This window comes from Pseudomonas sp. (assembly GCF_030684895.1).
Classification (GTDB): domain Bacteria; phylum Pseudomonadota; class Gammaproteobacteria; order Pseudomonadales; family Pseudomonadaceae; genus Aquipseudomonas.
This window is the reverse complement of record NZ_JAUXXP010000059.1, coordinates 157551-170073: the sequence shown is the minus strand read 5'-3', so window position 1 is coordinate 170073 and position 12523 is coordinate 157551. Positions and strand designations below refer to the sequence as shown.

The following is a 12523-nucleotide window of genomic DNA, read 5'->3' as shown; positions in this document are numbered from 1 at the left end:
TTCATGTATACAGTCTTTGAAACGGAAGTTTTCCAGCGCTACGCCGGCCCCATCTGGGCTGACGGTGAGCGTGAAGAGTTCATCGCCTGGCTGGCTGCCAACCCGTTGGCCGGCGATGTGATCCCTGGCACGAGTGGCTTGCGCAAAGTCAGATGGTCGCGTGCGGGCATGGGTAAGCGTGGTGGTGCTCGGGTGATCTATTACAACGCGCTGGCCGACGGTCATATTTGGCTGCTGATCGCCTACACCAAGGCGAAGTTCGACAACTTGCCTGCGGCCTTCCTGAACCAACTGAAAGAGGCAATCGATCATGGATAAAGAACTGGAGCAGTTCCAGGCGGATTTGCTGCGATCAGTCCGCGACATGAAAGCCGGTAAGGCAGCTCGCACCACGCAAGTGGAGCTTTCGCCTGTGGCAGAAGCGCGGGCTAAAGTAGGTTTTTCGCAACGTGCGTTCGCGGAGTTGTTGGGTGTGAGTCTGCGCACCCTTCAGGACTGGGAGCAAGGACGGCGTTCACCGTCCGGTGCAGCCAAGACGCTGTTGCGCATTGCGGTACTGCACCCAGAAGCGCTGCGGGATTTGCAGGTGGCGTGAAGCCGGCGGTTGGTGTTCATGCAGCGTCAGCTCGTTTACTGAGCAACGGCTGCACGTACAGCAGCAGGTTGGTCTTGCGTTCGGCATAGCCCAGTCCCGTGCCAATCAGTGCCGAGTCACGCAACTCCAGCAGGGTGACGATCTCCAACTCGCGAGCGTTGAGTTGATCGTGATCGCGCTCGGTAATCGTGCCGGCGATCACCATCATTGATGGGCCAGGCTTTGTTGATGAAAGGGTGCCACTGGGGTGCTTGGCTCTAAGTCTCGCAGATCAGCACCTGGGCCGACACCTTCATGCGCAGCGGGCGATCCCCCTTGCTGTAGTGAGCCGCCTCATCGCTGGCCAGGGCCTTGCGAGCTGGATTCAGCTAGTGTCGATTATCGCCTGTCGTGGCTAGTGTCGGCAGTAAGTCAGTACTCCAAAATCCTTTATGGAACACCGTCGCTGGGTGATTGGTAATCTTCTTCATGTCGCCTCATAGCACTCGCAGCCCCACTGATTAAATGAACAGCATCGCACAATATGCGGGCCCTTACGGTTAACCCTTGTTAGGAGCTGGCGGTGGAGCTCTGGGCGGGGTTGCGGGCCGCTGACTCGTAGTCTCCTTGCTCACTCCACTCCACCCTTAACCGGCGATCCAGGTGTGTGGCTTCCAATGTACTTCAGCAGTATTTCTATACACGTGACGATCATTGTAATAACGGCTGTGCCGATCAACGCTTGAACAGTGCGCTCAAATTGTCCGGGTTTCTTCACGTCAGCCAACCAGTAGAAGATCATCGTCGTGATGAGCCCAGGTATGAGCATCTGGACCAGTGGAATTATCTTCGTTGCTAGGTCTTCCACTTCACCAATACTCTCTTTAGGCCATCAACATAGCTTCAAGAAGCCGCGTCATGCATCAATCATTAAGCCCCCGAACTGCTCTGCCTGGGCATTGGCCCTTGATGGTGGTGTCAGTCAGAGGAGTGGCTTGGCAAGGCGTGGGGCGCCTATGTAGGGGCATGAAACATGGCCTAGCTGAATATGCCCCTAACGGTGCCCCTCAAACTGGGCTGCAATCGTGGGTATATGAAGCTACAGGCAATAAAAAACCGGCTCAATGGCCGGTTTTCTAAGGGTTTCAGGTCGTTTCGGTACGTCCTGAGAAATTTAAATGGTGCCCGGGGGAGACTCGAACCAAGCGCTATAGGCTGCGTTATATATGGGTTGTGGTGTCATGTGGTTTTTAATCTACTCACAAATCTACTCACTTTTTTGTTTGTTGCCCTGCTTGCTGATCGTTTTCTAGAGGCTGATGCCTGTGATTCTAATGCCAAGTTTTTGCATTGCCGTAACCATATTGGTCATGGCCTGTTCTTCAATGCGTGAAAGCTGTTCGATGCGCCGGGCAAAGGTTTTGCGGTGCATGCCTTTCGGGCGCTGTATGTACTCGGCCGGATAATCAAAGGGGCCATCATCGCAGCTCAGCTTGCGTCGCAGCGTCCAGGTTCGATCTAGCGCGCGATCTCGTTTGCTGGCTTGCTGGCATGGATAGTTCAGGCGCAGGCAATAGCGGCAGGCAAATACGCTGCCGCTATAGAGCTTAGCCACGCGACGGCCACAGCACGGGCAAAGCAGCCAAGGGCGTTCCCCTCCAAGGTGGCAGGGCGTCCAGGTGATTGTCACTGGGTAATCATGCTGGGTTGGTTCGCGGCCACGGCTGCGGCTTTGATAGCGCAGGCGCATGCTGTGCAGGCTCTCAATGGCAATGCCGATGCTCGCCACCTTTTCGCCACGTCGCCACCATTCCCATTGAAAAGACGCGCCCGACCGTAAAAGGTTTTTGCATTTTAGGGCGCTGATATTCAGCGTGCGGTAATCGCTTGTGCTGTCTTTCTCGCGTTGTCTGGCCATCGAGTCGAACCTAAATCAATTGGCAAATTTAGCCTTTAATCATCAGATGCCGCGTTTGAATGGCTGGCGCTTAACCTCGTCTCATGAGGCCGAATCGTAATCAGCGAGCCATTCTTCAACACTCTGCTCTTGTGGGGGGTTGCTTGTAGGTATTGCTTGAAGGGTTCCCGTATTACCGCGTTCCCTTATTACCGTATTACCGTAGTGATTCGCCCCCGTAGTCATAACAGGCTGTACCCCGCATGGCTGCTGGCCTTGAGCAATATCCTTGTAGGGCCTGCTTGTCCGTGGCGTGTCCGTGGTCTGTCCGGTTTTTGTCGGCTGATTGTCCAGTGCCATAGCCTGCCGAATTAAAGCGCTTGGTATGTTCAATGCACGCAAACTGCCAGCATCTAATCGTCCATCATCCCGACCTAGTGTCGGGCTGGCGCTGAATAGGACGTTACGCAACCGGCCCATGTAGTCATGCATAGCGGCTAGACGCTTGAGTGCTATCCCTGTGGACTGCCAGAACTTAGTCAGATGGCTGCCAGGGGCCGCCCTGAACTGCTCTGCCGGTAGTGGGTCACCCTTTTTTCCGCTGGCAGTATTGCGAGTACGGGTAAGCTCAGTATTGAAAATGACGTATGCCTCGTCATCAGTCATGACGGACTGAAATTGCAGAGTCAGTCCGGCCGATTTGCGCGGCCCGTAATGCCCTGTTTTGCGACTTTGATAGCGGTAGGCATCCTGCTCAGTGACGCTGAGGATTTGCCGAATTAGCGTTTCACCGTTGTCGCTCAGCCAGTCAGATGGCACGGCTTTACCGCTCGCCGGAGCAATCACCAGCACGCCACGCTCAATGCTGACAGCATCCCCGCGCGCCAGCAGCCACCCCAGTAGCTCGGGGCGCTGCGGCAGAGTGCCAGCGGCATAACCGATGGCGTTCTCTTTCACGTCAGTAGATCCAGTGCAAAGAGGCTGGCGACGAAGGCGGCAGGCCCAAGGCACCCTACTACCGGCCCGAATCTATAAAGCCAGGTGTAGGCTTTTTCCAGGCAAACCGATCCCGTTGCCGCCAAGTGGCAGCGTTGAAAGTTGGCCATGATTATTCCCCGGTCAGGGTTAGGTAATACAGCGCTATGCCGTGGTGTGTGCGGCCCTGCTGGTCGATCATGCTAATGCGTTGGGCGCGGATGGGGTGTCCGCGCTCTTTCAGCTCCTTGATGCGTGCGGCGGGCATCAAGATATTTAGCTCGCTGCGGGCGGTTAGCGTATCGATTGGGCCCGCCTGCAAGCGGGTCAGCAGGCGGGCGCGTTGGGCGCTGGAGCTGGTGTTTACGTGGCAAATATCCATTAGGCCACCTTCCGTTGGGCGGTCATGGCGTCGCACCATGCCAATATTTCAGCCTCGATCCAGGCCACAGACTTTGGCCCAAGCGTTATTTGTGCGGGGAAGGTGCCGGCGGCAATGCGCCGGTAAATCTCGGACGTTGAAAGGGTGGTCAGGCTTTTTACTTCGGTCAGTTTAATGAAGCGGCGTGGGGGTTGGGTGGGATTGGTTTGCATAGTCATCGTCTGGGCCTCCTTGGGCAGTTGTTCAGCGATGACTTGCATTCAATACAGCGAAGCCTATGGCAAATAGCCAGGCAGGCTCAGAAAACCCTCCGAACTAAAAGAGCTGTGGGGTGGGTGGGTTAATCCTGTGCTTGTTGTATGAAGCCAGCAATAGCAGGGGTTTGAGGGGTGGGTGGGTTCACTCTCCAGGGGTCTTGCTGGCTCCGCCTTCTGGCTTCCAATTAGCCAACTTGGCAGCTTCTTCTACGCCCGTGGCATTCGGGGTGCCGTCCTCTTTGGTCAATCCGTAGGCTGCTGCGTGTTCGTTGAGCCACTTGGTTAAAGCTTGTTTCGGCGTCTTCCCGCGTTGTCGTTCGGTATCGCTAGTGATGGCTTCCCATGCGCGAATGGCTGCGGCCAGTTTGGGTGCATAGTTGGGGTGGGTGCTGTCCAAATATCCGGGTTGGCCTTCTTCTCGGTTCGGAAAGAAAAAGCCAGACACCATGCCACGGCTTGCTAGCCATGCTTTGAGGTCGTCGACAGCGATTGTTGTAAGGTTCCAGTCTGGGAATGGGCGATAAAAGAAGCCTTCTCCAGAAAAGAGTTCTCCATCTTCCGCTGTAGTGCCGGAGCGATAGGGGAAGCCAATAGACGCGTAATCTGCGTCGGCTTTCATGTCAGCGCTACCGTACTCCCTTGCGGACATCCTGATTTGTGCTGTTATGGTTCCTGCTTGTATAGCGTTCTTGATGGCTGTGAATACAGCTTGGAACATTCCGGCCCTTGCCGAAGGTCCCGCATCGCAATGGTGAACGGCGAGATATATCCCTTCCCCGCTACCATGAAGGCTGGACGGTTCTGCCCCGATAACTAACGCGGCGGCGTCTTGTACGCTCAAATGGTCGCATAGCCGCCAATAATCTAATTCATCCACCTTATGCTCTCCCGGCCGTCTCACTTACTGAATGAATCGGCCGGCTAGGCGGCTAGGAAGTCCGCTTAGGCCAGCCAAAACCCCTAAGCCTTGCGCTTGATGCTCACTACGTTGGCCCCTGAGCACAACGCGTCTATCGAATCAGCCCACGCTTGCATCATTTCCCGGCGTTGCTCCAGGTAGGTTGCATGGTTGTAGGTATCGCGTATTTCGTCGTCATCGCCGTGGGCTAGCTGACGCTCGATCCAATCACGGTTATAGCCGCGTCCGTTAAGCTCGGTACTTAGAAGGTGGCGGAAGCCGTGGCCGGTTTGCCTGCCTTTATAGCCTGCGTCAGCCAATGCCTTGTTGATGGTGTTTTCACTCATTGGGCGGTTGGTGTTGTTGCGCCCTGCAAATACCAAGGCATAACCCCCGGTGACTTCTTGAAGCTGGCGTAGGATGACAACGGCCTGACGTGGCAGTGGTACTGAGTGGTCGCGCCTGGCTTTCATTCGCTCTTTCGGGATTGTCCAGGTAGCGGCGTCTAGGTCGAACTCGGCCCAAGGTGCGGCGCGCAATTCACCAGGGCGCACAGCAGTCAGCACCAGCAGACGGATAGCATGGCGGGTCAGGGTGTTGATGTTGGCCGCTTCTACCTTGCCCAGTAGCTCGGGCAGCTCGGCAAAGGTGACGTGCGGGTGATGCCGGGTTGCTGGTGCGTGAGCGGCGATCACGTCCAGGTCGGTTGCCGGGTTGGCTTCTACTGCCCCCTGTGCCAGGCCAAAGCGGAAAATCTGGCTTAGCCATTGGCGGGCTTTCTTGGCGACATTGTGCGCGCCGCGTGATTCGATCTTGCGGATCAGAGCCACTAGCTCGGGGCGGGTAATGGCTTTGGCCGGGCGGTGGCCAAGGGCGGGCAGTAAATCCGACTCCATATAAGAGGCCGTTTTGTCGGCAGTTGACTTGGCCCAGCGTGGCGAACGGTAGGCGTGCCACTCTCGTGCCAGCTTCTCGAATGAAAATGCCTCAAGCGCTTGCGCCTGTTTGCTGGCTTGTCGCTCTACGCCGGGATCGGTGCCTTCGTCCAGTAATAGGCGGGCGTCGTCACGTTTGCGGCGAGCGGTGGCCAAGGGCACGGCAGGGTATGCGCCAAGTGAAAGCATTTTGGCTTTGCCGTTGAAGCGGTAGCGGTAGCGCCACAGCTTAGAGCCGGTCGGTGCGACTTCCAGGCACAGGCCATTACTGTCGGCCAGGCGATATAGCTTGTCTTTGGGTTTGGCAGTTTTGATGGCGGAATCGGTCAGCGGCATGGTGCCCCCGTGTGAGTCGCGCCGGGTGGCCTTTGGCGGCTCTAGTGTGAGTAGATTTTTAGACCAAACTCGATCTACTCACAAATCTACTCACAATCAACTGGGCTTACAAGGAAACGGTAGGGAACTGCGGGCAATAAAAAACCGGCTCAGGGGCCGGTTTTCTAGGGGTTTCAGGTCGTTTCGGTACGTCCTGAGAAAATCTAATGGTGCCCCGGGGGAGACTCGAACTCCCACTTCTTTCGAAAACGGATTTTGAATCCGCCGCGTCTACCGGTTCCGCCACCGGGGCACAATGGCGGCGCAGTATAGGGATGGTGTTGGGGTTGGTCAATCCACTTGCTGCAAATCCTTGTATTTCAATGCTTTCAGGCCTATTGAAGGCTTCCTGACGCTACCTCTTTGAGCGTGGAAGGCCCATGTCTGGCCGTTCACAGCTGAGTCACGCCCATGCACTTTGGTGACGCAGCGGTGTAGCAATGGTGACGCAGAACTCAACAGCAAGACGCTTCCTCCTTTCCGATTCCTCGGTCGCTCGGGTCAATTGTTCAGGCCATGCGCGACAGGTCATCCACGACAGCCACTTGGTCGGCTTCCAGATGGTCGCAGGGGCGCGCTCAAGGGTTTTCCGGGTTCGCCTGCGGGGAAGCTATAGGACGCTTGGCCATTGGCCTGTAATGAGCGCTGAGGAGGCTAGGGCGGCAGCGCTGGATGCTTTGAGAGCAAGGCTTGGGGTTACTGCTAGGCAGGATGTTGCTCGGGTTGAGGTTGCGTCACTCTCGACACCAGCACCAGCACCAGCACCAGCACCAGCACCAGCACCTAAGCCAAAGACCAAGCCAGCACCGACACTGCAGGCGGTCTTCGATGTGTATCGCAACACTCGCAAGCTGAAGGCATCCACTGCTGATGACTACCTGACCCACATCACCGGAGGTCTCCACCTGAGTAACGTCAGGAGGGGGAGGCCTGCCCACGCATTTAACAAGGAGTACCTACCCATGAATGCTTACACGATCTACACCGACGGCGCATGCCACAACAATGGAAAGCCCAACGCCAGAGCAGGCTGGGGCGCAGTGCTGACCAATCCTCAAGGCGACACCCTGGAGATTGCCGGGCCAGTCCCCGAGGGTCAGCCACAGACCAACGGCAGGGCCGAGCTTATGGCAGTCGTCGAAGCCCTGGAGCGCTGCACTCAGGCTGCGCCTATCACTCTCAACACCGACAGCGAATACATCGCCAAGGCTTTCCAAAGCTGGCTGGCGAACTGGAAGGCCAAGGGCTGGAGGAAGGCCGACAAGAAGCCCCCGGAGCATCTCGACCTATGGCAGCGGATTGACCATCTGCTGCAAGGGAAGGAAGTCACCGCCTGCTGGGTTAAGGCCCACAGCGGCATCCCTGGCAACGAGCGGGCCGACGCCTTGGCGGCGCTTGGAGCAGGCGGAAAGGTCGTCAGGAAACGCTGCAATCTGCAGGTCTGATGTCGTTTGCTTGGGGAGGTCTTGAAGATGCCTGACGAGACTGTCAGGATTGAGTCTTAACCGTGACTCAGCGGTGTAGCAGCGGCCTTGATGGCCTGAAATGTGCGTTCTAGAGCGGCTTGGTGATTGGCAGGAGTCATTTTGAATCCGCCGCGTCTACCGGTTCCGCCACCGGGGCACAATGGCGGCGCAGTATAGGGATGGTGTTGGGGTTGGTCAATCCACTTGCGTGGTCAGCATGCACTATTTCCGGTAAGCTTTGCCGCCCTGCTAGACGACCTCCTTCCTACCATGCGTGTTGCCGACTTCAATTTCGAGCTGCCAGACGCTCTGATTGCCCGCCACCCCCTTGCCGAACGCCGTGCCAGCCGTTTGCTGGTGCTCGACGGGCCGACGGGTGCGCTGGCGCATAAACAATTCAGTGATCTGCTGGATTACCTGCGCCCTGGCGACCTGATGGTGTTTAACAACACTCGGGTGATTCCGGCGCGGTTGTACGGCCAGAAGGCTTCGGGCGGTAAGCTGGAGATTCTGGTTGAACGGGTGCTAGACGCTCATCGCGTGCTGGCCCATGTGCGTTCGAGCAAGTCGCCGAAGCCAGGTTCGAGCATCCTGATCGACGGCGGTGGCGAGGCCGAGATGGTCGCTCGCCACGATGCCTTGTTCGAGCTGCACTTTGCCGAAGAAGTGCTGCCGCTGCTGGAACGGGTCGGGCATATGCCGTTGCCGCCTTATATTGATCGGCCGGATGAGCAGGCGGATCGCGAGCGCTATCAGACGGTGTATGCCGACCGCGCTGGCGCCGTGGCGGCGCCGACCGCTGGGCTGCATTTTGATCAGCAGCTGCTGGCGGCAATTGCCGAGAAGGGTGTTGAGCAGGCGTTCGTTACCCTGCACGTCGGCGCAGGCACCTTTCAGCCGGTGCGCGTTGAGCGCATTGAAGACCACCATATGCACAGCGAATGGCTGGAGGTCAGTCAGGATGTGGTCGATGCCGTAGCCGCCTGCCGTGCGCGTGGCGGTCGGGTGATTGCGGTTGGCACCACCAGTGTGCGTTCGCTGGAAAGCGCTGCACGTGATGGCGTGCTCAAGGCCTTCAGCGGTGACACCGATATCTTTATCTACCCAGGCCGGCCGCTACATGTGGTCGATGCACTGGTGACCAACTTCCATTTGCCGGAATCGACCTTGCTGATGCTGGTGTCGGCGTTTGCCGGTTACCCGGAAACCATGGCGGCCTATCAGGCGGCGATTGCCGGTGAATATCGTTTTTTCAGTTACGGTGATGCCATGTTTATCACCCGCAACCCCGCACCGCGCGGGCCAGAGGAACAGCTATGACGCGCACCTGCCGCATGTCTTTCGAATTGTTGGCGACCGAGGGCAAGGCGCGCCGTGGCCGGCTGACTTTCCCTCGTGGCGTGGTGGAAACCCCGGCGTTTATGCCGGTGGGTACCTATGGCACGGTCAAGGGCATGCTGCCGCGTGATATCGAGGCGATTGGTGCGCAGATCATCCTCGGCAATACCTTCCATCTGTGGCTGCGTCCCGGCACTGACGTGATCAAGAAGCACGGCGACCTGCATGATTTTATGCAGTGGCAAGGGCCGATCCTTACCGACTCCGGCGGCTTCCAGGTGTTCAGTCTGGGGGCGATGCGTAAGATCAAGGAGGAGGGCGTGTACTTTGCCTCGCCGGTCGACGGTGCCAAGGTATTTATGGGGCCGGAAGAGTCGATGCAGGTGCAGCGCGACCTGGGCTCGGACATCGTGATGATTTTCGACGAATGCACGCCGTATCCGGCCGAGTTCGATGTGGCCAAGCGCTCGATGGAGTTGTCGCTGCGCTGGGCCAGGCGCTCGAAAGAGGCTCATGGCGAAAGCACGGCGGCGCTGTTCGGCATCGTCCAGGGCGGTATGTATGAGGAATTGCGCAAGGTATCGCTGGATGGTCTGGAGCAGATCGGCTTTGACGGTTACGCCATTGGCGGTCTGTCAGTCGGCGAGCCGAAAGACGAGATGATCAAGGTGCTCGATTACCTGCCCGCGCAGTTGCCGGCTGATAAGCCGCGTTACCTGATGGGTGTAGGCAAACCGGAGGATCTGGTCGAAGGCGTGCGCCGTGGTGTGGACATGTTTGACTGCGTGATGCCGACCCGCAACGCGCGCAACGGTCACCTGTTTGTCGATACCGGCGTGCTGAAAATCCGCAATGCCTTCCACAAACAGGATAATTCGCCGCTGGACCCGACCTGCGATTGTTACACCTGTAAACATTTCTCCCGCGCCTATCTGCACCATCTGGATAAATGCGGCGAAATGCTCGGTAGCATGCTCAATACAATCCACAACTTACGGCATTATCAGGTGCTTATGGCTGGTTTGCGCGAGGCTATTCAACAGGGTACATTGGCCGCCTTTGTCGATGCCTTCTATGCCAAGCGCGGGCTGCCAACGCCGCCTCTGGATTGATTCCCAACTTTTTAAAGACCCTTGCAACAGGAGTGTTACATGAGCTTTTTTATCCCCGCTGCTTTCGCTGAAGGCGCCGCACCGGCTGCCGGTCCTGCTGGTAGTGGCTTTGAATGGGTATTTCTGGTCGGCTTTCTGGTCATCTTCTATCTGATGATCTGGCGCCCACAGGCCAAGCGTGCGAAAGAGCACAAGGGTCTGATCGGTGGCCTGCAGAAAGGTGATGAAGTTGTAACCAGCGGCGGTATCGCTGGCAAGGTGACTAAGGTTTCCGATGACTTCGTGGTAATCGAAGTGTCCGACACCGTTGAGCTGAAGATTCAGAAAGTGGCGATTGCCGCCTCGCTGCCTAAGGGCACGCTGAAAGCGATCTAAGCAACACACCTTTACCATTCGACGGGGCGCTTAATGCGCCCCGCGTCATAACGGGCGGCGTCATGCTCAACAAATTTCCCCTCTGGAAGTACCTGCTGATTCTGGCTGTGCTGGCAATCGGTTTCCTTTATTCCGCGCCCAATCTGTACCCGGATGATCCGGCGATCCAGATCAGTGGCAACAGCTCCGCCATGCGCGTCGAGCAGGCCGACCTGGACCGCGCCAGTCGCGCCCTGGAAGCGGCCGGTATCAGCGTTAAAGCTGTGAGTCTGGCCAATCAGGGCCGTGCCGGCTTGCTGCGTTTGAACAGCGCTGAAGATCAGTTGCCAGCCAAAGAGCTGGTGCGCAAGGCTTTGAGCGATGAGTTCGTAGTCGCTCTGAACCTGGCGCAAACCACGCCAGACTGGTTGCGCAACCTGGGCGGCAGCCCGATGAAGCTTGGCCTGGACCTGTCCGGTGGTGTGCACTTCCTGATGGAAGTGGACATGGACAAAGCCTTGGATGCGCGCCGCAAGGTTTACGAGGGCGAGGTCAAGAGCCTGCTGCGTAAAGAGCGCGTGCGTTATCGCAGCCTGCCTGAGCTCAACGGTGCCATTCAGCTGGGCTTTACCGATGAAGCCGCGCTGGAGAAGGCCGAGCGCCTGATCCGCAAGGATTTCAACGATTTCGATATGACCACCGTGCAGCGCAGCGAGCTGCAGGTGCTGCGTCTGACGCTGACCCAGGCCAAACTGGTCGAAATTCGCGAATACTCGATCAAGCAGAACCTGACCACCGTGCGTAACCGGGTCAACGAGCTGGGTGTGGCCGAGCCGCTGGTCCAGCGTCAGGGTGCCAACCGCATCGTGGTTGAGCTGCCAGGCGTGCAGGACACTGCCGAGGCCAAGCGTATTCTCGGCAAGACCGCCAACCTTGAATTCCGCCTGGCCGCCGAGCCGGATGCGGCCAAGGCTGCGACCGAAAGCTTCGAGTTCCGTCAGGAAGGTCGTCCGCCAGCCCAGCTGGAGCGTGAGCTGATCATCACCGGCGATCAGGTCACCGATGCCCAGGCCAGCTTCGATGAGAACGGCAGCCCGCAGGTGAATATCCGTCTGGATGGTCGCGGCGGTGATCTGATGAACCGCGCGACCCGCAACAATGTCGGGCGCAGCATGGCGGTGATCTTTATCGAGCAGAAGCCGGTAACCCGCTACGTGCGTCAGGTGGTGGATGGCGTCGAGAAGGAAGTCGAACTGCAGACCTTCGTCGAAGAGAAGAAGATCATCAGCCTGGCCACCATTCAGTCGCCGTTGGGTAGTCAGTTCCGCATCACCGGCCTGGATGGCCAGGGCGAGTCGTCCGAGCTGGCCCTGCTGCTGCGTGCCGGTGGTCTGGCGGCGCCGATGTACTTCGCGGAAGAGCGCACCATTGGCCCGAGCCTGGGTGCTGACAACATTACCAAGGGCGTCAATGCGTCGCTGTGGGCGATGCTGTTTGTTTCACTGTTTATCATTGCCATCTACCGCGCCTTCGGTGTGCTGGCGACCATCGCGCTGGGGCTGAATATGGTGCTGTTGCTGGCGCTGATGTCGCTGCTCAGTGCCACACTGACCCTGCCGGGCATCGCCGGTATTGTGTTGACCATGGGTATGGCGGTAGACGCCAACGTGCTGATCTTCTCGCGTATTCGTGAAGAGATTGCCAATGGCATGTCGATTCAGCGCGCCATCCATGAGGGTTTTGATCGGGCTTACTCGGCAATTGTTGACGCCAACCTGACCACTCTGCTGGTCGGCGGCATCCTGTTTGCCATGGGTACCGGGCCGGTCAAAGGCTTCGCGGTGACGCTGTCGCTGGGTATTCTCACCTCGATGTTTACCGCCATTCTGGTGACGCGTTGCATGGTCAACCTGACTTGCGGCGGGCGTGACTTCAAGAAGTTGTGGATTTAAGGGGCTGT

At 57.8% G+C, this 12523-nt stretch carries 14 protein-coding genes and 1 tRNA gene; 7 read left to right on the top strand and 8 right to left on the bottom strand.

Translation table 11 applies throughout. From position 1 onward, the window contains the following. Positions 1-3: 3 nt before the first annotated feature. Both Q8M42_RS14215 and Q8M42_RS14210 read left to right on the top strand, forming a co-directional pair. Positions 4-318 (top strand): transcriptional regulator, encoded by a 315-nt coding sequence (locus tag Q8M42_RS14215; protein ID WP_304864697.1) that lies wholly within the window; start codon positions 4-6, stop codon positions 316-318. Then, positions 311-595 (top strand): DNA-binding transcriptional regulator, encoded by a 285-nt coding sequence (locus Q8M42_RS14210; RefSeq protein ID WP_304864695.1) that lies wholly within the window; start codon positions 311-313, stop codon positions 593-595. Before Q8M42_RS14215 ends, Q8M42_RS14210 begins: the two co-directional genes overlap by 8 nt. Positions 596-611: 16 nt before the next feature. Here Q8M42_RS14210 and Q8M42_RS14205 read toward each other — a convergent pair whose 3' ends face one another. The 8 genes from Q8M42_RS14205 to Q8M42_RS14170 all read right to left on the bottom strand — a co-directional run bounded on the left by Q8M42_RS14205 (position 612) and on the right by Q8M42_RS14170 (position 6546). Further along, entirely contained in the window at positions 612-803 is a 192-nt protein-coding gene (locus Q8M42_RS14205) for a hypothetical protein (protein ID WP_304864693.1), read from the bottom strand. Between the two features lie 1080 nt (positions 804-1883). After that, a complete protein-coding gene (locus tag Q8M42_RS14200; protein WP_304864691.1) occupies positions 1884-2492 on the bottom strand; it encodes a hypothetical protein in 609 nt (202 codons plus the stop codon). Positions 2493-2573: 81 nt separating this feature from the next. Beyond that, positions 2574-3428, bottom strand: coding sequence for a hypothetical protein (locus tag Q8M42_RS14195; protein WP_304864689.1), 855 nt, complete (start codon positions 3426-3428; stop codon positions 2574-2576). Positions 3429-3579: 151 nt separating this feature from the next. Continuing rightward, a complete protein-coding gene (locus Q8M42_RS14190; protein ID WP_304864687.1) occupies positions 3580-3828 on the bottom strand; it encodes a helix-turn-helix domain-containing protein in 249 nt (82 codons plus the stop codon). Further along, complete coding sequence (locus Q8M42_RS14185) at positions 3828-4046, bottom strand: AlpA family transcriptional regulator (protein ID WP_304864685.1); 219 nt, start codon at positions 4044-4046, stop codon at positions 3828-3830. The genes Q8M42_RS14190 and Q8M42_RS14185 overlap by 1 nt, the downstream gene beginning before the upstream one ends. A gap of 181 nt (positions 4047-4227) precedes the next feature. Beyond that, the gene (locus tag Q8M42_RS14180) at positions 4228-4962 is read right to left on the bottom strand and encodes a hypothetical protein (protein ID WP_304864683.1); all 735 of its coding nucleotides are present in this window, start codon (positions 4960-4962) and stop codon (positions 4228-4230) included. A gap of 83 nt (positions 4963-5045) precedes the next feature. Then, complete coding sequence (locus Q8M42_RS14175) at positions 5046-6254, bottom strand: integrase arm-type DNA-binding domain-containing protein (RefSeq protein ID WP_304864681.1); 1209 nt, start codon at positions 6252-6254, stop codon at positions 5046-5048. Positions 6255-6461: 207 nt separating this feature from the next. Then, positions 6462-6546 (bottom strand) — tRNA-Leu (locus tag Q8M42_RS14170). 709 nt (positions 6547-7255) lie between these two features. Here Q8M42_RS14170 and Q8M42_RS14165 point away from each other — a divergent pair. The 5 genes from Q8M42_RS14165 (at position 7256) to secD (ending at position 12515) form a co-directional block, all read left to right on the top strand. Further along, on the top strand, positions 7256-7738 hold the full coding sequence (locus tag Q8M42_RS14165) for a ribonuclease H (RefSeq protein WP_304864680.1): 483 nt from the start codon (positions 7256-7258) through the stop codon (positions 7736-7738). A 291-nt stretch (positions 7739-8029) separates the two neighbouring features. Continuing rightward, positions 8030-9079 carry a tRNA preQ1(34) S-adenosylmethionine ribosyltransferase-isomerase QueA gene (gene queA, locus Q8M42_RS14160; protein ID WP_304864678.1) on the top strand — a complete coding sequence of 350 codons (1050 nt, stop codon included), beginning with the start codon at positions 8030-8032 and terminating at the stop codon, positions 9077-9079. Between the two features lie 14 nt (positions 9080-9093). After that, positions 9094-10209, top strand: coding sequence for a tRNA guanosine(34) transglycosylase Tgt (gene tgt, locus Q8M42_RS14155; protein ID WP_304864906.1), 1116 nt, complete (start codon positions 9094-9096; stop codon positions 10207-10209). A 39-nt stretch (positions 10210-10248) separates the two neighbouring features. Beyond that, entirely contained in the window at positions 10249-10584 is a 336-nt protein-coding gene (yajC, locus tag Q8M42_RS14150; RefSeq protein ID WP_304864676.1) for a preprotein translocase subunit YajC, read from the top strand. A 62-nt stretch (positions 10585-10646) separates the two neighbouring features. After that, positions 10647-12515, top strand: coding sequence for a protein translocase subunit SecD (gene secD, locus Q8M42_RS14145; RefSeq protein WP_304864674.1), 1869 nt, complete (start codon positions 10647-10649; stop codon positions 12513-12515). Positions 12516-12523: the final 8 nt, after the last annotated feature.

Bases quoted from the DNA above. Each gene is read 5' to 3' on its own strand.
- Q8M42_RS14215 (WP_304864697.1), top strand. From the start codon at position 4: ATGTATACAGTCTTTGAAACGGAAGTTTTCCAGCGCTACGCCGGCCCC.
- Q8M42_RS14205 (WP_304864693.1), bottom strand. From the start codon at position 803: ATGATGGTGATCGCCGGCACGATTACCGAGCGCGATCACGATCAACTC.
- Q8M42_RS14165 (WP_304864680.1), top strand. From the start codon at position 7,256: ATGAATGCTTACACGATCTACACCGACGGCGCATGCCACAACAATGGA.
- queA (WP_304864678.1), top strand. From the start codon at position 8,030: ATGCGTGTTGCCGACTTCAATTTCGAGCTGCCAGACGCTCTGATTGCC.
- Q8M42_RS14200 (WP_304864691.1), bottom strand. From the start codon at position 2,492: ATGGCCAGACAACGCGAGAAAGACAGCACAAGCGATTACCGCACGCTG.
- yajC (WP_304864676.1), top strand. From the start codon at position 10,249: ATGAGCTTTTTTATCCCCGCTGCTTTCGCTGAAGGCGCCGCACCGGCT.
- Q8M42_RS14185 (WP_304864685.1), bottom strand. From the start codon at position 4,046: ATGACTATGCAAACCAATCCCACCCAACCCCCACGCCGCTTCATTAAA.
- Q8M42_RS14210 (WP_304864695.1), top strand. From the start codon at position 311: ATGGATAAAGAACTGGAGCAGTTCCAGGCGGATTTGCTGCGATCAGTC.
- tgt (WP_304864906.1), top strand. From the start codon at position 9,094: ATGTCTTTCGAATTGTTGGCGACCGAGGGCAAGGCGCGCCGTGGCCGG.
- Q8M42_RS14175 (WP_304864681.1), bottom strand. From the start codon at position 6,254: ATGCCGCTGACCGATTCCGCCATCAAAACTGCCAAACCCAAAGACAAG.
- Q8M42_RS14190 (WP_304864687.1), bottom strand. From the start codon at position 3,828: ATGGATATTTGCCACGTAAACACCAGCTCCAGCGCCCAACGCGCCCGC.
- secD (WP_304864674.1), top strand. From the start codon at position 10,647: ATGCTCAACAAATTTCCCCTCTGGAAGTACCTGCTGATTCTGGCTGTG.